The following is a 21,407-nucleotide window of genomic DNA, read 5'->3' as shown; positions in this document are numbered from 1 at the left end:
AACCGGCGCATCAGAAGCCGGAATCCCCCAAGGAGGAGAGCATGAGAAGACGCGATTTCATCAAGGCGGCCAGCCTGTTGGCGGGCGCCTCGGCCCCGGCCGTCTGGACCGGCCGCGCCGCCGCGGCGGCCAAGCCGGTCAGCATCAAGTTCGATACGTACATCAGCGAGAGCGCCGGCCCCTCGCGGCTGGACGAGTGGTATCTCAAGCAGCTCGAAACCCGCACCAACGGCGCGGTCAAGGTGCGGCGCTACTGGGCCCAGTCGCTCAACAAGGTCGGCGAGCACCTGTCCGCAGTGCGCGACGGCACCTCGGAAATGTCATTGATCTCGCCGGGCTACTACCAGGCCCAGCTGCCCGTGACGCGCGGGCTGGAATGGTACTACCGCATGCACCGGTCAGACGCGCTGCAATGGCTGTGCCGCGATGTGTACGCCGAATACCAGCCGCTGCGCGATGAGTGGGAGCGGCGCTACAACAGCAAGGTGCTGTATTGGACCAACTGGTACTACGCGCCCCTGGTGACGCGCCAGCCGATCCGCTCGATCGATGACCTGCGCGGCAAGCGCATCCGGGGTTATGGCGCCGCCAACGAAGTCATCGAGCGCCTGGGCGGCACCGCCGTGCCGATGGCCGCGCCCGAGGTCTACACCGCGCTGGAGCGCGGCGTGCTGGACGGCGTCTATGGTTTCGACTTCATCACCGCCGTGGCCTACAAGCTGCACGAGATCGCGCCCTACTTCACCGACATCGGCGACGGCCCCCACGGTCCGGCCGCCACCATCATCAACGCGCGGGTCTGGAACGCCTTCCCCGATCCGGTCAAGCAGGCCAGCGACCAGATCGTCAGCGAGATCTACGGCGGCGAATACGCGCGCATCTACGAGGCGGCCGCGCGCCAGTACGTCAAGACCGCCAAGGCCGAGGGCACCAAGTTCTCGTCGCTGCCGCAGGCCGAGAAGGATCGCGCGCGGGCCCTGGTGCAGCCGGCGCAGACCGACGGCTGGGTCGACCGGGTGGCCAAGCCGGCCGGGCTGGACGGCCCCGCGATGCAGGCCCTGGTCGACAAGGCCATCGCCAAGTACGACACGCAGGGCAGCCTGAAGCGCTTCGACGAACTGGCCGCCGAGGCCTGACGCCCCTCCAACGGCCCGGCCTGCGCGCCGGGCCGCCCACTGGCAGAGCATCCATGGACTATTCCACCCGCCTGGGCGCGGTGTTGCGCGCCTTCTCCAACCTGTTCGGCGCCATCGCCACCCTGTTCCTGCTGTTCCTGATGTTCGGCATTACGCTCGACGCCATCGTGCGGGCCCTCTACGGCCATTCCATTCCCGGCCTGTTCGAGATGTCGGAACTGAGCCTGGTGGTGATCGTGTTCCTCGGCCTGGGCTGGACCCAGATGGAAGACGCCCACATCCGTGTCACGCTGCTGCATCGCAAGGTGCCGCCGCGCGTGGCGCAGTGGATGGACGCGCTGGCCTGGCTGGCGGCGGCCGTGGTGCTGGCCCTGCTGGCCTACCCCGCCACTGGCGAGGCGCTCGAATCGATCCAGATCCGCGAGTTTCGCTGGGGCTATGTCGAAGTGCCGATCTGGTGGACCAAGGCCATCGTCGCCGCCGGCCTGTGGTTCGGCGCCCTGCAGATGCTGGCCCAGGCCGGCTGCGCCCTGTGCCGCGCCGCGCCGGTGGCTGCCGCCGCGCCCGCGCTGGCCCCGCATTGAACGCTACCGGACCTTTGCCCCATGGATGACATCACCGTAACCCTGGTCGCCACCGGCCTGATCTTTGTATTGCTGCTGCTGGGCGCGCCGGTATTCGCCGCGCTGGCGCTGGCGGGCATCACCGGCCTGATCCTGGTCGAGGATACCGCCTTCGTGTTGAACCGCCTCAAGTCGTATTCCTACGCCCAGTCGGCCTCGTACCTACTGACCGTCATCCCGCTGTTCATCCTGATGGGCGCCTTCGCCCATCATGCCGGCGTGGGGCGCAGGCTGTTCGACATGGCGCGCAAATGGGTCGGGCACATGCCCGGAGGGCTGGCCATCGCCAGCGTGCTGACCTGCGCCGGCTTTGCCGCGACCTCGGGCTCCAGCGTCGCCACCGCCGCCACCGTGGGCGCGGTGGCCATTCCCGAGATGAAGCGCACCGGCTACGATCCGCGCCTGTCGGCCGGCGCGGTGGCGGCCGGCGGCGTGCTGGGCGTGCTGATCCCGCCCAGCGTGCTGCTGATCTTCTACGCCGCGCTGACCGAAGTCTCGGCCGGCAAGATGCTGGTGGCCGGCGTGCTGCCCGGCCTGCTGTCGACCCTGGTGTTCATCCTCGGCATCCGCGTCATCAGCGCCTCGCCGCGGATGGCCGCCTCGGTGCTGCCCAAGAGCCCGTGGCGCGAGCGCATCGGCTCGATCCGCAACGGCTGGCAGGTGCTGGTGTTGTTCGCGATCGTGCTGGGCGGCATCTACCTGGGTTTCGTCACGGCGACCGAAGCCGCCGCGGTCGGCGCCTTCGCCGCGTTCGTCATGCTGCTATGCGCCCGCCAGGCGCGCGGCCAACTGCGCGGCAAGCTGGTCGAAAGCCTGCGCAGCGCCGTCACCACCACCGTGATGATCCTGTTCACCATGCTGGGCGCGGGCCTCTTCAGCCTGTTCCTCAGCCTGGTGCAGATCCCGCAGCAGATCGCCCAGGGAATCGTGTCCTCGGACATTCCGCCGCTGCTGGTGGTCGGCCTGATGCTGCTGGCCTACTTCCCGCTGGGCATGTTCCTGGACGCGTTCTCGATGCTGGTGATCACGCTGCCGATCATGTTTCCCACCGTGGTGTCGCTGGGCTTTGACCCGATCTGGTTCGGCATCCTGGCCGTGAAGATGTGCGAGATCGGCCTGATCACGCCACCGGTCGGGCTGAATGTGTTCGTCATCGCGGGCATCGACCGCCAGACGCCGCTGACGCACATCTTCCAGGGCGCCTGGTGGTTCGTCATCATGGAGGTGGTCACCACGCTGATCCTGTTCTTTTTCCCGGTGATCGTCACGATCCTGCCCGAGATGATGCTGGGAAAATGAAACAGGATGCGCGGCGCCGGTCAGGCCATGTTGTCGACCAGGATGATCTTCGAGACCAGTTCGGCGGTGTTTTTCGCGTCCAGCTTGCGCATGATGCGGGCGCGGTGCACCTCCACCGTGCGGTAGGAGATATCCAGCCGCATGGCGATCTCCTTACAGCTCAGCCCGTTGGCGACGTAAGCGGATATTTCCCGCTCGCGCCGCGTCAGGTTGGCCGTGCGCAGGCAGCTCTCGGCGATACGCTCGAAGCTCCAGATCATCAGGTCGAAGGGGTCCTCCGGGGTCAGGGTGATGCCGCGCGCCCGCGCCCAGAACACCTCGCGGCTGCGATGCTGCATGAAGCGCTCGTCTTCGTAGTAGCAATTGCTTTCCAGGTGCTTGAGGCAACGTTGACCGATCTGGTGAAAATCGGACAGCGAGGGATAAAGCTGCAGAATGGATTTGCCCACCAGTTCCCTGCGCGTGTAGCCGAACAGATTTGCGAAGGAGTGATTGCATTCCGAGATCTTGCGCGCGCTGCAGATGACTTGCGGCGCGGGAGATTCCTTGAAGGCGAGCAATGTCAGGTGAAAGTCACTCATATTGTCTCCCCGGATAGCGTGCCGGTTTTGCCGTTGCGCAGCGGAATCCGTTGCGCTTTTGTGGCGGCCCGCATCTTGTCCGTGCGGGCTTCGAGGCGCCAGTGTATAAGAAGCTATCGGCACCTGGAATGGGCTTTTTCCTGCGGTTTCAGACGGGTTTTCGCGCTGCCCGCGGCGCCGTCTGGCGCGCCATCGCGCGGACGATTTCCAGGCCCCTGCCGGGCGATCCGCCGCGCCGTGCCGGCCAGGATGGCCCGGCGCATTCCAACACTGTTTCATTCCTTGCATGCCACAGCCCCCGACTCCCCCTTCCATACCCGCCCGCCAGGGCGGCCGGCCATGATTGACACGCAGGCCGGCCACCTGCCCGACTTGCCGCTGGGGCCGCGCGTGGCGCAGCGGCTGGCCTGGATCACGCCCGGCGCCACGGCGCCAGGCGGCTTGCCGCCGGGGCAGCGCCGGCAGGCGGAGTTCGAGGCCGGCCGGCGCCTGGCGGCGGCGCTGCTGCAGGCGCTGGACGCCCCCGGCACGCAGGTCGGCGTGGCCGGCGACAGGTCGCCCATCTGGCCCAAAGGTTACGTCGGCTCCATCAGCCACAGCCGCCGGCTGGTGGCCGTGGCGGTGGCGCGGCGGCGCGAGGTGCGCGCGCTCGGCATCGACATCGAGGCGATTGCCGATGCGCGCGCGGTGGATGCCATTGAATCAGTCTGCATGCGGCCCGAGGAACGCGGCTTCGATGCCGGCGCGCTGACACGCGCCGAGTTCGCCACGCTGCTGTTCTCGGCCAAGGAAGCGTTCTACAAATGCATGCAGCCGCTCACGCGCGTCGAATTCGACTTCCCCGACGTCACCATTACCCGCATCGATCCGGCCGCGCAGCGCCTGGAACTGCGCTTGCTGCGCGCGGCCACGCCGGAATTCGGGCCGGGTCACCTGTTCCAATGCGGCTATCGCAGCGCACAAGGCCACGTCTATACTGCCTTGGAGATTGATCCTTGAAGCCTCCCCTTTACGTTGTCCCCCATCGACAAGGAGCGTTCACATGTCTGATCCCATCGTTATCGTGAGTGCCGTGCGCACCCCGCTGGCCGCCTTCCAGGGCGAATTTTCCACGCTGTCCGCCAATGAGCTGGGCGCCGTCGCCATCGGCGCCGCGCTCGAGCGCGCCGGCCTCAAGCCCGATCAGGTCGACGCGGTGCTGATGGGCAACGTGCTGCAAGCCGGCCAGGGCCAGGCCCCGGCGCGCCAGGCGTCCATCAAGGCGGGCATCCCGTCGTCGGTGGGCGCCATCACCGTGTCCAAGGTATGCGGCTCGGGCATGCAGGCTGCCATGCTGGCCCATGACGGCATCATCGCCGACACCTACGGCGTGGTGGTGGCCGGCGGCATGGAATCCATGACCAACGCGCCTTACCTGCTGACCAAGGCGCGCGGCGGCTATCGCGCCGGCCACGCCACCATGTACGACCACATGATGCTCGACGGCCTGGAAGACGCCTACCAGGTGGGCCGCGCCATGGGCACGTTCGGCGAGGACTGCGCCGCCAAGTACGGCTTCACCCGCGAGGAACAGGACACCTTCGCCATGGAATCGGTCTCGCGCGCGCAGAAGGCCGCCCGCGACGGCGTGCTGAAATGGGAAACCGTGCCCGTCACCATCAAGTCCAAGAAGGGCGACACGGTGGTCGAGCAGGACGAGCGTCCGCAAAAGCTCAACGTCGAGAAGATTCCGACGCTCAAGCCGGCCTTCGCCGCCAACGGCACCATCACCGCCGCGTCCTCGTCGGGCAACGCCGACGGCGCCGCCGCGCTGGTGCTGATGCGCGAGTCCACCGCCAAGAAGCTCGGCTGCAAGCCCATCGCCCGCATCGTCGGCCATGCCAGCTTCGCGCAGGAACCCGAGTGGTTCACCACCGCCCCGGTCGGCGCGATCAAAAAGCTCTACGACAAGACCGGCTGGAAGACCGCCGACGTCGATCTGTTCGAGATCAACGAAGCCTTTGCCGCGGTCACCATGGCCGCCATGAAGGAACACGGCATCCCGCGCGACAAGGTCAACATCCACGGCGGCGCCTGCGCGGTCGGCCACCCGATCGGCGCTTCGGGCGCGCGCATCATGGTGTCGCTGCTGGGCGCGCTCAAGGCGACGCAAGGCAAGCGCGGCGTGGCGACGCTGTGCATTGGCGGCGGCGAGGCCACCGCGATCGCGCTGGAAATGGCCTGAAGCGGCGCGCCCCGGGCGGGGCGGGCCTGAAAAATGGTCACGCCCCCGTTTGCAGACGTCACTGAATTGCGCGCAAACGTATCCGCGGCGCCCCCGGCGCCGCCCTGCCGCGCCGGGCCACCCCACAGTGGCCCGCCGACACAGGAAAACACATTGCGAAACTTGAAGCCTCCCCGCCAGCGTTGCGATCATGGCCGGACACACATCCGGAACAAGGAGGTTTCATGCAGCGTTCCAAAACCGCAATCCTATCGGCCCTCATGGTGACGGCCGCGCTGTCCGCCGCGCCCGTCCTGGCGGCGCAGAACGCCCCCGCCGGCCAGGCACAATCACAGGCGCCGATGGCGCCGGCCGCCGCGCAGCCCACCGACCAGCAGTTGCAGCGCTTCGCCTCGGCATCGCAGAAGGTCTCGGGCGTGGTGAACGAGTACCGTCCCAAGGTCGACGCCGCCAAGACCGATGCCGACAAACAAAAGGTGATCCAGGAGGCCGACGCCAAGATGGTCAAGCTGGTGCGGGCCGATGGCCTGTCGGTCGAGGAGTTCAACGGCATCGGCCGCGCCGTGCAGCAGAACCCGCAGGTCAAGCAGCGCCTGATGAACATGGGCCAGGCCGGCGCCGCCACGCAGTAAGCGCCGCGCGCGCCGGCATGGCCGCGCCCGGCCGGCCGGCCGGCCGGCGCTCGCGGCCGCGCCGCCATCGGAGGTATCCTAGAGCGCTGTCCCCAGGCCCGGGGCCTCTTCCTCCAAGGAGCGCGGCATCTTGACATCCGATCTCATCCTCTACGACCTGGCCGGCGCCGACCCGACGCTGCGCTTCAGTCCGCATTGCTGGAAAACGCACATGGCGCTGGCCCACAAGGGCCTGGACGCCAAGACCGTGCCCTGGCGCTTCACCGACAAGGAAGCGATCGAATTCTCGGGCCAGAAACTGGTGCCGGTGCTGGTGCACGGCGAGCACGTGGTCAGCGATTCCTGGCAGATCGCCTGTTACCTGGAAGACACCTTCCCCGACCGTCCGTCGCTGTTCGGCGGCGACACCGGCCGCGCCCTGAGCCTGTTCGCCAACAGCTGGGCCGACACCACCCTGGTGCCGACGCTGGCGCGGCTGCTGCTGCCGGAAATCCACGCGCTGATCGACGCCAAGGACAAGGACTACTTCCGCCACACGCGCGAAAAGCGCTTCGGCCCGCTCGAAGACCTGCCCGCCTCGCGCGACGAACAGCTCGCGGCCTTGCGCGCATCGCTGCTGCCGCTGCGCCAGATGCTGGCGCGGCAGCCATACCTGGCCGGCACGCAGCCGGCCTACGCGGACTATGCGGTATTCGGTTTCTTCATGTGGGCGCGCTGCACCAGCGCGCTGGAACTGCTGGCGGACGACGATCCGGTGGCCGCGTGGCGCGAGCGGCTGCTCGACGCCCATGGCGGGCTGGCGCGTCAGGCGCCGGTGGCGGCGGCGTAACCGGATACCCGCCGGCGGGCACCCGCCGGCGCCAGGCGCTGGCCGCCCCGGCGGGCGGCCACGCCAGGGCGCGGTTCAGGTCTTCAGGCGATAGCCGGTCTTGAAGATCCAGCGCACCACCACCAGGCAGATGGCCAGAAACACCAGCGTCATGGCGACGCTGACGGTGACGTTCACGTCGGCCACGCCATAGAACGCCCAGCGAAAACCGCTGACCAGGTAAACCACCGGATTGAACAGCGTCACCGCCTGCCAGAACGGCGGCAGCATCTTGATGGAATAGAACGTGCCGCCCAGGAAGGTCAGCGGCGTGATGATCATCAGCGGAATGATCTGCAGCTTCTCGAAGCCGTCGGCCCAGACGCCGATGATGAAGCCGAACAGGCTGAAGGTGACGGCCGTGAGCAGCAGGAAGCCCAGCATCCAGAACGGATGCGCGATCTCGAACGGCACGAACAGACGCGCCGTGGCCAGCATGATCAGCCCCAGGATGATGGACTTGCTGGCCGCCGCCCCGACATAGCCGGCCACGATCTCCAGGTACGAAATGGGCGCCGAGTGGATCTCATAGATGGTGCCCGAGAAGCGCGGCATGTAAATGCCGAACGAGGCGTTGGCCACGCTCTGGGTCAGCAGCGACAGCATGATCAGGCCGGGCACGATGAAGGCGCCGTAGCTGACGCCGTCGATCTGCACCATGTGCGAACCGATGGCCGAGCCGAACACCACGAAGTACAGGGAAGTGGAAATGACCGGCGACAGCACGCTCTGCATCAGGGTGCGCCAGGCGCGGGCCATTTCGAAGCGATAGATGGCGCGGATTGCGTAGAAATTCATGATTGTCCGTGCACCAGGCTGACGAAGATCTCCTCGAGCGAGCTTTCCGAGGAATTGAGGTCGGTGAATTCGATGTCCAGTTCGGTCAGGCGCCGCAGCAGGCCGGAGATCTCGCCGCCGCCCTGGTTGTCGTAGGTGTAGACCAGTTGGCGGCCATCGGCCGACATTTCCAGGTGGAACGGCTCCAGCGCCGTCGGGATGCCCGGCAGCGGCGCTTTCAGCGTCAGCGTCAGGCGGCGCTTGCCCAGCTTGGTCATGAGCGCGTCTTTTTCCTCGACCAGAATGATCTCGCCCTTGCGGATCACGCCGACGCGGTCGGCCATCTCCTGGGCTTCCTCGATGTAGTGGGTGGTCAGGATGATGGTGACGCCGTTCTCGCGCAGCTGCCGCACCATGTCCCACATGCCGCGCCGCAATTCGACGTCGACGCCGGCGGTGGGTTCGTCCAGGAACAGGATCTTGGGTTCGTGCGACAGCGCCTTGGCGATCATCACGCGCCGCTTCATGCCGCCGGACAGGGCCATGATGCGGCTGTCCTTCTTGTCCCACAGCGACAGGTCGCGCAGCACCTTCTCGATGTATGCGGGGTTCGCGGGCTTACCGAACAGGCCGCGGCTGAACGTCACCGTGTTCCACACGCTTTCGAAAGCGTCGGTGGAGATTTCCTGCGGCACCAGGCCGATCGCGCTGCGCGCGGCCCGGAAGTCGGTGAGAATGTCATGGCCGTCGGCCAGCACGCGGCCCTCGGTCGGGTTGACGATGCCGCAGATGATGCTGATGAGCGTGGTCTTGCCGGCGCCGTTGGGGCCGAGCAAGGCGAAGATCTCACCGCGTTGGATTTCCAGGTCGACGCGCTTGAGCGCCTGGAATCCGGAGGCATATCGCTTGGATAGGCCTTGAACTGAAATGACAGGCTGCACTCTTGCTCCCGGCGTGGTGGTCAGCCGCTGATTTTACCCCTCGGGCGCGGGCGGCTTGTTCGGGCTGGCGGAACGGTGTGTTTGGAAAATGCAATAAATGGGACCGCCTGCCTTACACTTCGCTGGCAGGACAATAACAGGGCGGAATACGCCCACATACCGGGGAGCCGGGCCCTCCAGGCCCGCCATAAGGCATGTTCGCGGATCTGAAACACCTGTCACACCACGCCGCCTGGCGCCGCCAGCTGGAAATGCTGCTGGAATCAGCCGGCGAAGGCATCTATGGCATCGACCTGCGCGGCCGCTGCATTTTCATCAATGGCGCCGGGGCCGCCATGCTGGGCTACACCCCGGACGAGGTGGTGGGCCGCAATATGCACTACCTGATCCACCATTCGCACGCCGACCGCACCTTGATGCCGGTACACGACTGCCGCATTTTCAACGCTTTCCGCGACGGCCGCGGCGAACGGGTGGACGACGAGGTGCTGTGGCGGCGCGACGGCTCGTGCTTCGACGCCCAGTACGCGTCGTACCCCATCCGCAACGAGCAGGAAGTGGTGGGGGCCGTAGTGATTTTCTCCGACATCACCGCGCGCAAACGCATCGAGCGCGAACTGCATGCCACCCGGGCGCTGCTGGAAGCGCGGGTGGACGCGCGCACGGCCGAACTGAGCGCCGCCCATGAATCGCTGCGGCGCCTGTCCTCGCACCTGAGCACGCTGCGCGAACAGGAGCGGGCCCATATCGCCCGCAACATCCACGACGACCTGGGCGCCTCGTTCACCGCGCTGCAACTGGACCTGAACTGGCTGCGCCGGCAACTTGCGGCGCAACCCCCGCTGCAGGCGCACCTGGACCGGATGCTGGAAGTCACGCAGGTGGCGATGGACGCCACCCGCCGCATCCTGAACGACCTGCGGCCGGTAGTGCTGGACCACCTGGGCCTGTGGGCGGCGCTGGAAACCCTGCTGCAGGACCTGCAGGCCCGCAGCGGCCTGCAGTGCCGCTACCTGTGCCCCCCCGATACCGAATGCCGACGGCTGGCGCCGGCAGCCGAAATCGCCGTCTACCGCATCGTGCAGGAACTGCTGACCAATGTGCAGCGCCACGCAAGGGCCCGCAGCGTCAGCGTCAGCGCGGTCTGGGGCGACGATGGACTGCTGCTGGCGGTGGAGGACGACGGCGTCGGCATGGCGCTGCCGCAGACGCGGCAGACCTTCGGCATCCTGGGCATGCGCGAGCGGGCCCGCGCCATCGGCGGCGAGCTGGAACTGGACAGCGCGCCCGGCGCCGGCATGCGCGCCCGCCTGCGGCTGAACCCGCCCTTGACCGGAGCGTCCTCGTCATGCCCTTGAACCTGCTGATCGTCGACGACCACCTGATCATCCGCCGTGGCCTGGCCCGCATCCTGCAGGAAGACCCGCGGATCGGCGCGGTGACCGAAGCCGCGGACGCCCCGGCCGCCCTGCGCGCGCTGCGCCAGGACCGTTATGACGCGATGGTGCTGGACGTGGCGCTGGGCGAGCGCGACGGTCTGGACATGCTCAAGACAGTGCGCGCCGACCATCCGGCGCTGGGCGTGGTCATGCTGTCGGTCTATCCCGAATCGCAATTCGCGGTGCGGGCCCTGCGCGCGGGCGCCCATGCCTACCTGAACAAGGGCTGCGACCCGGACGAACTGCTCGCCGCGCTGGTCAACGCCGCCGCCGGCAGGATGTATGTCACCGGCCCGGTCGCCGAGCTGCTGGCGCACACCGTGCGCCAGGACAGCACCCGCCCGCCGCATGAACTGCTGTCCAACCGCGAATTCCAGGTGCTGCAACTGCTGGTGGCCGGCAAATCGGTATCGGCCATCGGCGAGCAACTGGCGCTGTCGGTGAACACCATTTCCACCTACCGCGCACGGGTCTTCGAGAAACTCGGCGTGCGCACGCTGGTCGAACTGGTGGCCTACGCCAACACGCACCAGCTGGGTGCCCGCTGAGCCATCACGCACCACCCTGGCGCAGGCCACGCACTGTGTAGTTGGCGCACTACACGCATATCGTCGAACCGGCGATAGCGCGCAGGCACGGCCGGCGCCAAGATGGGGGCATTCCCAAACCGGAGGCTCCCATGTCCCTGTTCAGCAATCCGTTCGACCCCGGCAGCCGCCTGGCCTGCGGCTGCGGTCGCCACGCGTCCCGCGCCGAGCACGAGCGCGCCGCGCGGACGGCGGCCCCTGACGCCACCCTGGCGCACGCGGCCGACAACGCAGTGGAAAACGCCGTCATGCGCGCCCTGTTCCCCCAGGATGCGCTGCGGCGCCGCTTTCTGCGCGCGGTGGGCAGCGGCACCGCCATGGCGGCGGTCGCCGCGCTGTTCCCGCTGGCTGCCGCCAAGGAGGCCTTCGCGCAGTCCACCGGCCCGCTCGAAAAACGCAAGCTGAAGGTGGGTTTCATTCCCATCACCTGCGCCACGCCCATCATCATGGCGCATCCCATGGGCTTCTACGGCAAGCAGGGCCTGGATGTGGAGGTGGTGAAGACGGCAGGCTGGGCGCTGATCCGCGACAAAGCCATGTCCGGCGAATACGACGCCGCCCACATGCTGTCGCCGATGCCGCTGGCCATCTCGCTGGGGGCAGGCGCCAGCCGCCCGCAGCCCTGGACCATGCCGGCCGTCGAGAACATCAACGGCCAGGCCATCACGCTGGCCATGAAGCACAAGAACCGGCGCGACCCGAAGGACTGGAAAGGCTTCAAGTTCGCCGTGCCGTTCGACTATTCCATGCACAACTACCTGCTGCGCTATTACCTGGCCGAACACGGCATCGATCCCGACACCGATGTGCAGATCCGGTCGGTGCCCCCGCCGGAGATGGTGGCCAACCTGCGCGCGGACAATATCGACGGATTTCTCGCGCCCGACCCGGTCAACCAGCGCGCGGTATATGACGGCGTGGGCTTCATCCACACGCTGTCCAAGGCGATCTGGGATGGCCATCCGTGTTGCGCCTTTTCCGCCAGCCGTGAGTTCGTCACCTCCCAGCCCAATACCTACCAGGCGCTGCTCAAGGCCATTATCGAAGCCACCGCCTACGCCCGCGCCCCGGCCCATCGCAAGGAAATCGCCAGCGCCATCGCCACGCCCAACTACCTGAACCAGCCGGTCACAGTGGTCGAACAGGTGCTCACCGGCACCTATGCCGACGGCCTGGGCAACGTGCTGTCGGACCCCGAGCGCATCGACTTCGATCCGATGCCCTGGGGCTCGTTCGCGGTGTGGATCCTGACGCAGATGAAGCGCTGGGGCCAGATAAAAGGCGAGGTGGACTACCAGAAGGTCGCCAACGAAGTTTTCCTGGCAACCGACGCGCTGCACCTGATGCGCGAGGCCGGCTTGACGCCGCCCGCCGAAAGCGCCAAGACCTTCAGCGTGATGGGCAAGCCGTTCGACGCCAGCCAGCCCGAGGCCTACCTGGCCAGCTTCAAGATCCGGAGGACTTGATGCAGGCGCAGCAACCCTGGCGCGCCACCGGCCTTTCCGTCGCGCTGTTCCTGACGTTCCTGCTGATCTGGCACGTCGCCACCCGCCCCGCCGAAGGCACCGTGACGGTCGATCCGGCCTACGCGGCGCTGGTCGGCAGCGCCGCCGCCAGCGGTTCGGCGACGCCTTTCCCCGGTCCCGCCGAGGTCGGCGCCAAGCTGTGGCAGCACCTGCGCGATCCGTTCTACGATCGCGGCCCGAACGACAAGGGCATCGGCGTGCAATTGGCGTATTCGGTGGCGCGGGTGCTGACCGGCTTCCTGCTGGCGGCGCTGGTGGCGATTCCGCTGGGCTTCCTGGTCGGCATGTCCCGCATGGTCCACCGCGCCGTCGATCCGTTCATCCAGGTGCTCAAGCCGATCTCGCCGCTGGCCTGGATGCCGCTGGCGCTCTATACCATCAAGGATGCCAATACCTCGGCCATCTTCGTGATTTTCATCTGCTCGCTCTGGCCGATGCTGGCGAACACGGCCTTCGGCGTGGCCAGCGTACGGCAGGATTGGCTGAATGTGGCGCGCACGCTGGAGGTCTCGCGCCTGCGAACCGCGCTGCGGGTCATCCTGCCGGCGGCCGCGCCCACCATCATGACCGGCATGCGCATCTCGGTCGGTATCGCCTGGCTGGTGATCGTGGCCGCGGAAATGCTGATCGGCGGCACCGGCATCGGCTATTTCGTCTGGAACGAGTGGAACAACCTTTCCATCGCCAACATCATCTGCGCCATCCTGTTCATCGGCCTGATCGGCATGCTGCTGGACACCCTGCTGGCGCGCGCCACGCGGCTGGTCAGCTATCGGGAGTGAACACCATGAGCCCCCCCTTTCTGCAAGTGCAGGCGCTGGCCAAGCGCTATCCCGGACGCAACGGCCAGGCAAGCGCGCCGGTGTTCGAGCACATCGGCTTCGATATCGCGCAAGGGCAATTCGTCTGCGTCATCGGCCACTCGGGCTGCGGCAAAACCACCATCCTCAATATCCTGGCGGGCATCGACGAGGCCAGCGAGGGCGTGGTCATCATGGACGGCCGCGAAATCGCCGGGCCGTCCCTGTCGCGCGGCGTGGTGTTCCAGGCGCACGCCCTGCTGCCCTGGTTGAGCGCATTGCAGAACGTCGAATTCGGCGTGCGTTCGCGCTGGCCGCAATACTCCCGGACCCAGGCGCGCGAACACAGCCTGCGCTACCTGGACATGGTCGGCCTGGCCCATGCCGCCGACAAGAAGCCCTGCGAACTGTCGGGCGGCATGAAACAGCGCGTGGGTATCGCCCGGGCCTTCGCCATTCAGCCGCGCATGCTATTGCTGGATGAGCCCTTCGGCGCGCTCGACGCGCTGACCCGCGGCACCATCCAGGACGAACTGCGCGCTATTGTGCAGGAAACGCGCCAGACGGTATTCATGATCACGCACGACGTGGACGAAGCCATCCTGCTGTCCGACCGCATCCTGCTGATGAGCGCGGGCCCCCACGCCCGCATCGCCGAGTCCGTCGACGTGGACCTGCCGCGCGGCCGGACCCGCGCCAGCCTGCACCACGAGCCGCGCTACTACGAAATCCGCAACCATCTCGTCGACTTCCTGGTCGACAAGGCTTCCCACAAGGAGTGAATCCCCATGATGTCCCGCGCCGAAGTCACCGAACTGATTGTCACCCGCCGCCTCGAAAAGAAACTCTCCTGGGCCGCCATCGCCGAGGCCGTGGGCCAGAGCAAGGAGTGGACCACGGCCGCGCTGTTGGGCCAGATGACCATGACCGAAACCCAGGCCCAGGCTGCCGCCCGCCTGCTGGACCTGCCCGCCGACGCCGTGACCCAGTTGCAGGTGGTGCCGTACAAGGGCTCGCTGCCCACCACGGTGCCGACCGATCCGCTGATCTACCGCTTCTATGAACTGGTCAATGTCTACGGCAGCACCTTCAAGGCGCTGATCCACGAGGAATTCGGCGATGGCATCATGAGCGCCATCGACTTCAAGATGGATCTGGCGCGCGAGTCCGACCCCAAGGGCGACCGGGTGCAGATCGTGATGAGCGGCAAATTCCTGCCGTACAAGATGTACTGACGCGGCCCGGATTGGCGCACCGGCCCGCCGGCGTCAGCCTTCCACCGCCAGTTCTTCCCAGCCCAGGTCGCGGGTGCGCGCCAAGGCGCCGGTCACCGCGGCAGCGGCATCGCGCGCCGCTTCCTCCAGGGGGTCGCCGGCCAGCAGCCGCGCCGTGATCGCCGCCATGAACACGTCGCCCGTGCCATGCACCGACGCCGGGATGGCGACCTCGGGGTGGCGCAGCACCCTGCAGTCGGCGGCCGTCACCACCGCCAACTGCAGGGTGCCAGGCGCCGCCGCCTGCGGCGCGGCGCTGGTGACCACGATCCATTCCGGCCCTTCGGCCATCAGCTCGCGCGCGGCCGCCGCCACCTCGTCGATCGAGGCCAGCGGCCGGCCCACCATCTGCTCCAGCTCGAAATGGTTGGGCGTCATACCGTGGGCCTGTGGCACCAGCCTGCGGCGGTACTGCGCCACCAGCCCGGCGTCCACGTACAGACCGTCGTTGCGGTCGCCCATGACCGGATCGATATGCACGCGCACCTCGGGCCGCGTGGCGCGCAGCCCGCTCAGCCAGTCCGCCAGCAGGTCGGCCTGGGCGGGCTGACCCAGGTACCCGCAGACCACGGCGCGCGCCACCGCGGTCACGCCGCGCTCGTCCAGGCCGCGCAGCAGCCCCTGGAACCAGTCCGGCGGCATCGCGCCGCCATGCAGCGTCGGATAGTGCGGGGTATTGCTCAGAATCACCGTGGGCAGCGCGATGGCGCGCAGCCCGGCCTGGCGGAACACCGGCATCGCGGCGTTGTTGCCAACGCAGCCGTAGACAACCTGGGATTGGATGGAAACGACGTCGACCCGCGCGGTCACGGCGGGCAACGCTGCGCCGGGGGGCGGGGCAGCGGGATGGGCGGTCATGCGGCAGGCTCCTGCGGACAAAGACGGATTCGGCCTTATTCTATGCCCACTCTTCCGCCGCTGCCCGCTCCGGGCGCCGCCTCAATCGCGCGTCGACGCCAGCCAGCCGGCGCCTTCCAGTACGGCGCCATCGATACCCGCCAGATGCGGCGCGAACGGATAGGCCAGCGATGACACGATCTGGCACTGCGCGCGCTGCGGATGGTCGGCATTCAGCAGGTACTGGAAGCCCCCGGCCAATGATGGCACCCGCAGCAGCAGCGTCTCGCCACGCGCCAGCCAGGCATTGCCAAAAGCGCGCGCCGCCTGCGGATCGCTCTGCCAGCCCGCCGGAGGCCGGGGCGCGGCCACGGCCGCGGCCGGCGCCGTCACCTCCAGCAGGAAGTAGTGGCGCGGCAAGGCGCGCGGATGCGCCACCTCGGCCTGCGCCAGGCGTGCGAACACCGCTGCGGCGGGCGTGGCGTCCAGCATTACCACCGCCGCGCCGGCGCCATGCCAGCGGCCCGCGGGACGGGCGCGCGGCATCAGGTCCTGACTGTTGCTCAAGCGCCAGAGCGCGATCATGGGCCGTTTCCTTCGTCGATATCGATCAACCACTGTTCGATCAGCACGGCGTAGCGGCCATACTGGCACAGCAGCAGCGGCACACGGCCATGCAGCCGACGCTTGGGGCTGCACAGCCAGCGCCGCGCGCCTTCCACGCCGCCGAACACCAGCTCGGCCAGCCACGCCACCCGCAACGCCCGGTACAGCACGCGCAGGTCAGCAAGATCGAGGCTGTGGTCGCGCAACGGGTCACGCGGCCGGCCGGGTTCGACCTGCGGCACCAGCGCCAGCCAGTGCAGCAACTCGCCGGCAAACGCGACGCGCAGCGATTGCAACAGCGCGGCCGCGCACTGCAGGCTGGCGGGCGGCCCGGACTGGCCCAGAGCCTGGCTGAGCCGCGCCTCCAGCGCCGCCGCGATACCGCCGGGTTCACGGAGCCCGGGCGGCGACGGCGGGCTGGGCCACCGTGGCCGCCGCGGTCTGGTCAAAGGCGGCATTGAGGGCCGCGCCATCAATGCTGACGGTTCCCGCATTCAACAACCCCTCCAGGTAAGCCCGCGCCGCCAGTTCCTGGCGCTGGGTCCGCAACGCGGCTCGCAACTCGTCCTTGACCCGCTCGTACGGCGTCACGCTGGCGGCGCGCAGGTCCACCAGCTTGAGAATGTGGAAGCCGGCGGCCGACTGTAGCGGCGCCGACACCTCGCCCGCCTTCAGTTGCTCGACCGCCGGCCGCATTTCCGGCATCAACTGCGCCAGCGGCAAATAACCAATGTCGCCACCCTGGGCACGGCTGGAGCCGTCCTGCGAATAGCGCTGGGCCAACGCGGCGAAATCCGCCTTGGGCGCCTGGGCGCGCTTGACCAGATCCTGGGCCTGCTTGCGCGCGGCGGCCACGGCGTCGCTGTCATCCAACGCTGCCGGCAGGAAAATCTGACTGACGCGGTACAGCGCGGGCTGCGCCAGTTGCGGCTTGGCGCGCTCGTAGGCGGACCGCAGGTCGGCTTCGGCCGGATAGTCGTCGGGCGCGCGGGTGACCGAATCCAGGTAGGTCTGCAGCACGATACGCTCCTGCGCCGCCTGGAAGGCGCGCTTGAGTTCGGGACGTTCCTGCCAGCCCTGGGCGCGGGCTTGTTCGACCAGCGCTTTTTCCGCCAGGCGGGCGCGCAGCCACTGGTCCAGCGCGCCCCGGTTGCCCTTGAGCTGGGCGCGGGCCTCGGGCGGCAACGATTCGAGTTGGCGCACCAGTTCGTCGCGGTCCACCTGCACCGCGCCCAGCGTGGCCACGGCGGGCCCCTTGGCCGCGGCAGGCAGGGTGTCGGCCTGGAGCGGAGCCGGTGCGGCCTCCTTGGCCGGCGCCGCCTTGGCGGCCGTGGGAGGCGGTTCGCCGCTCTGAGCGGGGCTGTCGCGCATCAGCGCCACGGCGCCGGCCAGTACCGCGACCAGCAGCACCGCCATCGTCACGCGCAGCCGCGCCGGTTGATTGGAAAGCATGTTCATGATCGGAACCTCGCTTGCTTGAAAGCGCCATGCGCCGCCGCGGCAGACTGGGGCTGGCAACGCCCGAGCGGCATCGCGCCAGACGCATGGCTCAGTTGGCCACCTCGGCGGCGGCTGCGGCGCCGGTTTCGGCGCCGGCTTCGATGCTGGCGTTGGCACGCAGGAACAGCAGGAATTCCTGTAGCAGGCGATCCCATAGTTCCACTGTGGCGCGCAGGTAGTTCCCGGACACGCCGCCGGCCAGGATCACGTCCAGTTCCAGCACCAGGAACACGCCCTGCAGCGTCAAGCGGGCAAAGCGCTTTTCCACGTTCCAGCGTTCGGCCAACCCAGGAGGCAGGTCACCCTGCACGCGCAACGCGCAGCTCAGCGTGTAGTCCAGGTAGCTGCCCGGCTCGATGGCCGGGTTGCCCATGCGCGCCGCGAAGCCCACGCCCTGGCTGGCGCTCAGCAGTTGCACCATGCCGTTCTGCTCGGACACGGTGACGCGGTAGCCGGCCGCCTGCAGCAACTCCTGCAGGCGTTCCACGTTGATTTCCAGAATCAGGCTGGAGTCGGTCATCACAGTCATTCCCAGGTAAAAGAAGCAAAGTTGTTCATTACAATCGTCCCGCATGAAAGGGATAAGACAGCGCCCGGCCCCGCTCAGGGCCGGGCCGGCACCGCGGCGCCGACCTGCGCGTCGTACAGTTGGTCGCCATAGGCCTGCGCCTGTTCCTCGAACTTGACGCGCGCGCTGCCGGCGAATGGCTGCTTCATGGCGAAAATACCGCCCGCGCCAATGCGCTCGTATGCGTTCAGGATCTGCTTGCCGGCCTCATACATCTCGCGGTTCTTGGCGACGCAGGCCTTGGCCTCGGTGTCGCGCTGCGCCAGAGTGCGGGCCAAAACCTGGCGTTCCGCTTCCTTGCTGCGCGACAAGGCCAGCAGTTCGTCGTAGGCGCCCTGGAACTTGCCCAATTGCGTCTGGCTGGCGGCCACCTGCGCCTGCGCGCTGGCCATGACCGCGTCCTGCTGCCCGGCCAGCTTCTCGATCTGCCCCGTGGCACGCGCCAACTGGCCTCGCACGGCTTCCAGCTCTTTCTGGGCGGCATCGCGCTGAGCCTCGGCCGCCACCTTGGCGGCGTTGACCTGTGCCTGCTCGCTTTGTAACTGCTGCAATTGCTGGGTGGTGCTGCGCAACTGGGCACGCAGCCGCTCTTCCATGGTGTCGGCTCGCGCCGGCACCGCCATGCCCAGCCCCGCGGCGCTCAGGGCGACGGCGGCGGCCAGCCGCCGGCATTGCCCGGTCGCGCGGGATGGCCGTACGTCGTTCCGTAAGGTATGCATGTCCATGGCCTCAGAACCTGGCGTTGATCTCGAACTGCATGGTGTCGATGGAAAGCGGCGCGCCGTAGATCTCGCGCGTGCTCATCCAGCGCAACACGCCGTACACGTTCTTGTCGAAGGCGTAGCCGCCACCGATGTAGTAGCCGCGCGCATTAGTGCCACCCTGGTGGAACGACGAATCGTTGAAAGCGTCGGGCAGCGCATCGGGCTGGATGTACTTGTAGCCGACGAAAGCCAGCCAATCGCCCTTTTCCTTCAAGTCGTACGATCGGCCCAGCGTGGCCTGCAGCATCCAGGCATTGGGACCGCTTTCGACCTCGCCGTTGTCGCCGAAGTTGTTGACGATATTGCCTTGCGACCGGCTCCACATCTTGCCCTTGCCGTAGGCCAGGTTGCGGATGTAGTTGGCGTTCACGCGCAGGCCCAAGCCATTGAATACGCGCGTATCCCAGCGCAGGTTAAGGTCGAGCAGGTCGAACTTGGAGGCCAGGCCGACGTACTGCGGCTGCGGCGTGTTGGCGGGGTCGAGCGGATTGGAAGTGATGTCGCGCAGCAGGAACAGGGTGTTGCCCTTCTGCATGAAGGCCGGACGTGACCAGTCGGTGTCGCAGTTCTCCTGGCCGGCCCACGGCGAACACGGGCTGGAGCGCTTGCCGGCGATGTTGTCGAAGTGGTAGTAGGCCAGCGCGCCACGCAGGCTGTTGCGGTTGTCGATCTTCCAGTCGGCGCCGGCCTGCGCGGCCAGCAGCCATTTGTCCTCGCTCTTGCCTTCAGAGAACGACGACGAGTTCCAGCCGTTCGAGCCGTACTCGGTCGAGAACGCGCCCAAGGTGCCGAACAGGGTTACGTCGCGGCCTTGCAGCGGGTGCTTGAAGATCGCGGCGACACCGTCGAAGTTCAGGTCGTTCGAAAACAGCATGTCGGTCGACTCGAACGGATTGGCGATGCGGCCGCCCGTCACCGTGGCCCATGCGGTGGGACGGTAAGTCAGATAGGCCTGGTCGAGCCAGATGTCCTTCTTGGCCATGCCGCCCCCCAGCGTCTGGGTGGTTGAGACCGGACTGTCGTCGCTGCCAGTGGCCAGGCGGATGCCGGCGGTCCACGATTCCGAAATGTCGGCGCGCACCCCCAGGCGGGCGCGGATGCGCAGTTGGTTGCGACGGTCTTCCCGCGTGTTCAGCATCGGCGGGTAATTGCCGTTGGTGTTGCGGTTCAGGTCGTAGGGGCCCTTGGCATTGAGCTTGGCGAAGTCGACGATCTCGTTGCTGTTGCTGCCCGAGTACAACCGCGACTCATCACGCACGCGCACATCGCCGTCGATGGTGATACGAGAGACCCAGTCGGGAAAGGTATTCGGCTGGGCCCAGTTCTCTTCCTTGGCCTGCACCATCACTTCCGCCTTGACCTCGTCGCGGATCTGGTCGCGCACGGTCTGCGGAATGTACGGCACGCGCACGTCGCCCGGCTGGGCCACGGCGGCGCCGCGATCCTGCGGCGCGGCGCGGGCGGCCTTGGCTTCGGCTTCGGCCTGGGCCACCAGCGCGTCGGCCTGCTCCGCCTTGAGCACGCCCTGCTGCACCAGCAGACGAATCAGGTTGATGGTGGCGTTTTCGGATGGGGCGGGCGCGGCGCTGGCCGTGGCCGGCAACGCCGCCGCGCCAGCCGCGGCCAGGGCCAGCGAGGCCGCCAACCGGTTCAATTGGAACTTCATTCTCTTGGCACTCCAGGATCGGTTCAATTCAGTACTTTCAAGAAGGACGGCGGCCGGTCAGCGATGCCCGGATCGGCATGCTGGCCGAGGCCGGCGGACGTTCATCCAGCCCCGGCACCGCGCGCAGCGCCGCCACCACGCGGGCGTCGACATCGGCATCGCCGCTGGAACGGGTCAGTTCGACACGCGTGATCTGACCGCTGGCCGTAAGCCAGATGTTGGCTTGCAGGCGGAAGGTCAGGTTGCGCGTGCGCTCGTCTTCGCGCAGGATCTTCTGCAGCGCGTAGGCGAGGTACTGGCTATAGGTGGCGTTGCCGGCGCGGCCACCGCCGCCGCCAGCCATGCCCTTGCCCTGGCCGGCGCCGATGTCGAAGGCGTCGGTGCCCGCCTGGGCATCGCCGTCGATCTGCATCGGGTTGGCCAGATCGTCGGCCGGACGCGGCGGCGCCTCGTCCTGCGGCTTGGGCGGTTCGGGCGTGGGCTGCGGCTCGGGTTCGGGCGGCGCCACCGGCTCTTCCTTGGGAGGCTCGGGCTCGGGCGGCTTTTCCGGCTCGGGCGGCGGCGGCGGCGGCGGCGGCAGCGGGATGATCGCGGTGACCTTGGGCGCGTCGCGGCGCACGCCAGCCATGTCGTTGGCCCAGCGCCACAGCGCATAGGCGGCCGCGATCAACGCCACCGCCACCGCCGCCAGCTTGAGCCAGCGGCGCGCGGGATGGGGGGTACGCGGGGAATCGGAGTCGTGGTGCGGCATGACGGTCG

24 protein-coding genes are annotated in these 21,407 nt (G+C 67.7%); 13 read left to right on the top strand and 11 right to left on the bottom strand.

The window, feature by feature from the left end:
* Positions 1 to 41: 41 nt before the first annotated feature.
* Genes K2W61_RS17960 through K2W61_RS17950 form a run of 3 tightly spaced genes read left to right on the top strand, consistent with a single transcriptional unit; the run spans position 42 to position 3,058 of the window.
* Positions 42 to 1,136, top strand: a complete 1,095-nt coding sequence (locus tag K2W61_RS17960) for a TRAP transporter substrate-binding protein (RefSeq protein WP_175132596.1) — start codon at positions 42 to 44, stop codon at positions 1,134 to 1,136.
* Positions 1,137 to 1,189: 53 nt separating this feature from the next.
* Complete coding sequence (locus K2W61_RS17955) at positions 1,190 to 1,720, top strand: TRAP transporter small permease subunit (protein WP_175132597.1); 531 nt, start codon at positions 1,190 to 1,192, stop codon at positions 1,718 to 1,720.
* A 21-nt stretch (positions 1,721 to 1,741) separates the two neighbouring features.
* Positions 1,742 to 3,058, top strand: coding sequence for a TRAP transporter large permease (locus K2W61_RS17950; RefSeq protein ID WP_175132598.1), 1,317 nt, complete (start codon positions 1,742 to 1,744; stop codon positions 3,056 to 3,058).
* Between the two features lie 20 nt (positions 3,059 to 3,078).
* Here K2W61_RS17950 and K2W61_RS17945 read toward each other — a convergent pair whose 3' ends face one another.
* Positions 3,079 to 3,639: a LuxR family transcriptional regulator gene (locus tag K2W61_RS17945; RefSeq protein WP_175132599.1), complete on the bottom strand. Its 561-nt coding sequence runs from the start codon at positions 3,637 to 3,639 to the stop codon at positions 3,079 to 3,081.
* Positions 3,640 to 3,978: 339 nt separating this feature from the next.
* On the opposite strand from K2W61_RS17945, the gene K2W61_RS17940 reads away from it, so the two are divergent.
* The 4 genes from K2W61_RS17940 to K2W61_RS17925 all read left to right on the top strand — a co-directional run bounded on the left by K2W61_RS17940 (position 3,979) and on the right by K2W61_RS17925 (position 7,324).
* A complete protein-coding gene (locus K2W61_RS17940; RefSeq protein ID WP_175140546.1) occupies positions 3,979 to 4,638 on the top strand; it encodes a 4'-phosphopantetheinyl transferase family protein in 660 nt (219 codons plus the stop codon).
* A gap of 43 nt (positions 4,639 to 4,681) precedes the next feature.
* Entirely contained in the window at positions 4,682 to 5,863 is a 1,182-nt protein-coding gene (locus K2W61_RS17935) for an acetyl-CoA C-acyltransferase (protein ID WP_175132601.1), read from the top strand.
* A gap of 224 nt (positions 5,864 to 6,087) precedes the next feature.
* Positions 6,088 to 6,495, top strand: a complete 408-nt coding sequence (locus K2W61_RS17930) for a DUF4168 domain-containing protein (RefSeq protein ID WP_175132602.1) — start codon at positions 6,088 to 6,090, stop codon at positions 6,493 to 6,495.
* Between the two features lie 130 nt (positions 6,496 to 6,625).
* A complete protein-coding gene (locus K2W61_RS17925) occupies positions 6,626 to 7,324 on the top strand; it encodes a glutathione S-transferase family protein (RefSeq protein ID WP_175132603.1) in 699 nt (232 codons plus the stop codon).
* A gap of 75 nt (positions 7,325 to 7,399) precedes the next feature.
* Here the strand turns inward: K2W61_RS17925 and K2W61_RS17920 are convergent, their stop codons facing one another.
* Positions 7,400 to 8,161 (bottom strand): ABC transporter permease, encoded by a 762-nt coding sequence (locus tag K2W61_RS17920; protein WP_175132604.1) that lies wholly within the window; start codon positions 8,159 to 8,161, stop codon positions 7,400 to 7,402.
* Positions 8,158 to 9,081 (bottom strand): ABC transporter ATP-binding protein, encoded by a 924-nt coding sequence (locus tag K2W61_RS17915; RefSeq protein ID WP_175132605.1) that lies wholly within the window; start codon positions 9,079 to 9,081, stop codon positions 8,158 to 8,160. The genes K2W61_RS17920 and K2W61_RS17915 overlap by 4 nt, the downstream gene beginning before the upstream one ends.
* A 194-nt stretch (positions 9,082 to 9,275) precedes the next feature.
* Here K2W61_RS17915 and K2W61_RS17910 point away from each other — a divergent pair, with 194 nt between their 5' ends.
* The 6 genes from K2W61_RS17910 to cynS all read left to right on the top strand — a co-directional run bounded on the left by K2W61_RS17910 (position 9,276) and on the right by cynS (position 14,668).
* Positions 9,276 to 10,439 (top strand): PAS domain-containing sensor histidine kinase, encoded by a 1,164-nt coding sequence (locus K2W61_RS17910; protein ID WP_236756234.1) that lies wholly within the window; start codon positions 9,276 to 9,278, stop codon positions 10,437 to 10,439.
* The gene (locus K2W61_RS17905; RefSeq protein WP_175140544.1) at positions 10,430 to 11,068 is read left to right on the top strand and encodes a response regulator; all 639 of its coding nucleotides are present in this window, start codon (positions 10,430 to 10,432) and stop codon (positions 11,066 to 11,068) included. Before K2W61_RS17910 ends, K2W61_RS17905 begins: the two co-directional genes overlap by 10 nt.
* Before the next feature lie 131 nt (positions 11,069 to 11,199).
* A complete protein-coding gene (locus K2W61_RS17900; RefSeq protein ID WP_236756233.1) occupies positions 11,200 to 12,573 on the top strand; it encodes a CmpA/NrtA family ABC transporter substrate-binding protein in 1,374 nt (457 codons plus the stop codon).
* Positions 12,573 to 13,415, top strand: a complete 843-nt coding sequence (ntrB, locus tag K2W61_RS17895) for a nitrate ABC transporter permease (protein WP_175132609.1) — start codon at positions 12,573 to 12,575, stop codon at positions 13,413 to 13,415. Before K2W61_RS17900 ends, ntrB begins: the two co-directional genes overlap by 1 nt.
* 5 nt (positions 13,416 to 13,420) lie before the next feature.
* Positions 13,421 to 14,215: an ABC transporter ATP-binding protein gene (locus K2W61_RS17890; protein ID WP_175140542.1), complete on the top strand. Its 795-nt coding sequence runs from the start codon at positions 13,421 to 13,423 to the stop codon at positions 14,213 to 14,215.
* Between the two features lie 9 nt (positions 14,216 to 14,224).
* Positions 14,225 to 14,668, top strand: a complete 444-nt coding sequence (cynS, locus tag K2W61_RS17885) for a cyanase (RefSeq protein ID WP_175140685.1) — start codon at positions 14,225 to 14,227, stop codon at positions 14,666 to 14,668.
* Positions 14,669 to 14,701: 33 nt separating this feature from the next.
* Here cynS and pdxK read toward each other — a convergent pair whose 3' ends face one another.
* The 8 genes from pdxK to K2W61_RS17845 form a co-directional block, all read right to left on the bottom strand.
* Positions 14,702 to 15,565 (bottom strand): pyridoxine/pyridoxal/pyridoxamine kinase, encoded by an 864-nt coding sequence (gene pdxK, locus K2W61_RS17880; protein WP_236756232.1) that lies wholly within the window; start codon positions 15,563 to 15,565, stop codon positions 14,702 to 14,704.
* 81 nt (positions 15,566 to 15,646) lie between these two features.
* Positions 15,647 to 16,129 carry an RES family NAD+ phosphorylase gene (locus K2W61_RS17875; RefSeq protein ID WP_175132612.1) on the bottom strand — a complete coding sequence of 161 codons (483 nt, stop codon included), beginning with the start codon at positions 16,127 to 16,129 and terminating at the stop codon, positions 15,647 to 15,649.
* Complete coding sequence (locus K2W61_RS17870) at positions 16,126 to 16,446, bottom strand: MbcA/ParS/Xre antitoxin family protein (RefSeq protein ID WP_236756230.1); 321 nt, start codon at positions 16,444 to 16,446, stop codon at positions 16,126 to 16,128. The genes K2W61_RS17875 and K2W61_RS17870 overlap by 4 nt, the downstream gene beginning before the upstream one ends.
* Before the next feature lie 94 nt (positions 16,447 to 16,540).
* A complete protein-coding gene (locus K2W61_RS17865; protein WP_175132614.1) occupies positions 16,541 to 17,608 on the bottom strand; it encodes a peptidylprolyl isomerase in 1,068 nt (355 codons plus the stop codon).
* Positions 17,609 to 17,699: 91 nt separating this feature from the next.
* Positions 17,700 to 18,170, bottom strand: a complete 471-nt coding sequence (locus K2W61_RS17860; RefSeq protein WP_175132615.1) for a YbjN domain-containing protein — start codon at positions 18,168 to 18,170, stop codon at positions 17,700 to 17,702.
* Positions 18,171 to 18,253: 83 nt separating this feature from the next.
* Positions 18,254 to 18,937 (bottom strand): DNA repair protein, encoded by a 684-nt coding sequence (locus K2W61_RS17855; protein ID WP_236756228.1) that lies wholly within the window; start codon positions 18,935 to 18,937, stop codon positions 18,254 to 18,256.
* Between the two features lie 10 nt (positions 18,938 to 18,947).
* Positions 18,948 to 20,648: a putative porin gene (locus K2W61_RS17850; RefSeq protein ID WP_175132617.1), complete on the bottom strand. Its 1,701-nt coding sequence runs from the start codon at positions 20,646 to 20,648 to the stop codon at positions 18,948 to 18,950.
* Between the two features lie 37 nt (positions 20,649 to 20,685).
* Positions 20,686 to 21,399 (bottom strand): TonB C-terminal domain-containing protein, encoded by a 714-nt coding sequence (locus K2W61_RS17845; RefSeq protein ID WP_236756226.1) that lies wholly within the window; start codon positions 21,397 to 21,399, stop codon positions 20,686 to 20,688.
* Positions 21,400 to 21,407: the final 8 nt, after the last annotated feature.

Source organism: Achromobacter pulmonis, from assembly GCF_021733725.1.
GTDB lineage: Bacteria > Pseudomonadota > Gammaproteobacteria > Burkholderiales > Burkholderiaceae_B > Achromobacter > Achromobacter pulmonis.
Note: the sequence above shows the minus strand (reverse complement) of the source record. Positions and strands in the feature narration are given on the sequence as shown.

Bases quoted from the DNA above. Each gene is read 5' to 3' on its own strand.
- K2W61_RS17930 (WP_175132602.1), top strand. From the start codon at position 6,088: ATGCAGCGTTCCAAAACCGCAATCCTATCGGCCCTCATGGTGACGGCC.
- K2W61_RS17920 (WP_175132604.1), bottom strand. From the start codon at position 8,161: ATGAATTTCTACGCAATCCGCGCCATCTATCGCTTCGAAATGGCCCGC.
- K2W61_RS17960 (WP_175132596.1), top strand. From the start codon at position 42: ATGAGAAGACGCGATTTCATCAAGGCGGCCAGCCTGTTGGCGGGCGCC.
- K2W61_RS17945 (WP_175132599.1), bottom strand. From the start codon at position 3,639: ATGAGTGACTTTCACCTGACATTGCTCGCCTTCAAGGAATCTCCCGCG.
- K2W61_RS17865 (WP_175132614.1), bottom strand. From the start codon at position 17,608: ATGAACATGCTTTCCAATCAACCGGCGCGGCTGCGCGTGACGATGGCG.
- K2W61_RS17860 (WP_175132615.1), bottom strand. From the start codon at position 18,170: ATGACCGACTCCAGCCTGATTCTGGAAATCAACGTGGAACGCCTGCAG.
- K2W61_RS17935 (WP_175132601.1), top strand. From the start codon at position 4,682: ATGTCTGATCCCATCGTTATCGTGAGTGCCGTGCGCACCCCGCTGGCC.
- cynS (WP_175140685.1), top strand. From the start codon at position 14,225: ATGTCCCGCGCCGAAGTCACCGAACTGATTGTCACCCGCCGCCTCGAA.
- K2W61_RS17855 (WP_236756228.1), bottom strand. From the start codon at position 18,937: ATGCATACCTTACGGAACGACGTACGGCCATCCCGCGCGACCGGGCAA.
- K2W61_RS17910 (WP_236756234.1), top strand. From the start codon at position 9,276: ATGTTCGCGGATCTGAAACACCTGTCACACCACGCCGCCTGGCGCCGC.
- K2W61_RS17905 (WP_175140544.1), top strand. From the start codon at position 10,430: ATGCCCTTGAACCTGCTGATCGTCGACGACCACCTGATCATCCGCCGT.
- K2W61_RS17950 (WP_175132598.1), top strand. From the start codon at position 1,742: ATGGATGACATCACCGTAACCCTGGTCGCCACCGGCCTGATCTTTGTA.
- K2W61_RS17940 (WP_175140546.1), top strand. From the start codon at position 3,979: ATGATTGACACGCAGGCCGGCCACCTGCCCGACTTGCCGCTGGGGCCG.
- K2W61_RS17955 (WP_175132597.1), top strand. From the start codon at position 1,190: ATGGACTATTCCACCCGCCTGGGCGCGGTGTTGCGCGCCTTCTCCAAC.
- ntrB (WP_175132609.1), top strand. From the start codon at position 12,573: ATGCAGGCGCAGCAACCCTGGCGCGCCACCGGCCTTTCCGTCGCGCTG.
- pdxK (WP_236756232.1), bottom strand. From the start codon at position 15,565: ATGACCGCCCATCCCGCTGCCCCGCCCCCCGGCGCAGCGTTGCCCGCC.
- K2W61_RS17900 (WP_236756233.1), top strand. From the start codon at position 11,200: ATGTCCCTGTTCAGCAATCCGTTCGACCCCGGCAGCCGCCTGGCCTGC.
- K2W61_RS17845 (WP_236756226.1), bottom strand. From the start codon at position 21,399: ATGCCGCACCACGACTCCGATTCCCCGCGTACCCCCCATCCCGCGCGC.
- K2W61_RS17850 (WP_175132617.1), bottom strand. From the start codon at position 20,648: ATGAAGTTCCAATTGAACCGGTTGGCGGCCTCGCTGGCCCTGGCCGCG.
- K2W61_RS17890 (WP_175140542.1), top strand. From the start codon at position 13,421: ATGAGCCCCCCCTTTCTGCAAGTGCAGGCGCTGGCCAAGCGCTATCCC.
- K2W61_RS17875 (WP_175132612.1), bottom strand. From the start codon at position 16,129: ATGATCGCGCTCTGGCGCTTGAGCAACAGTCAGGACCTGATGCCGCGC.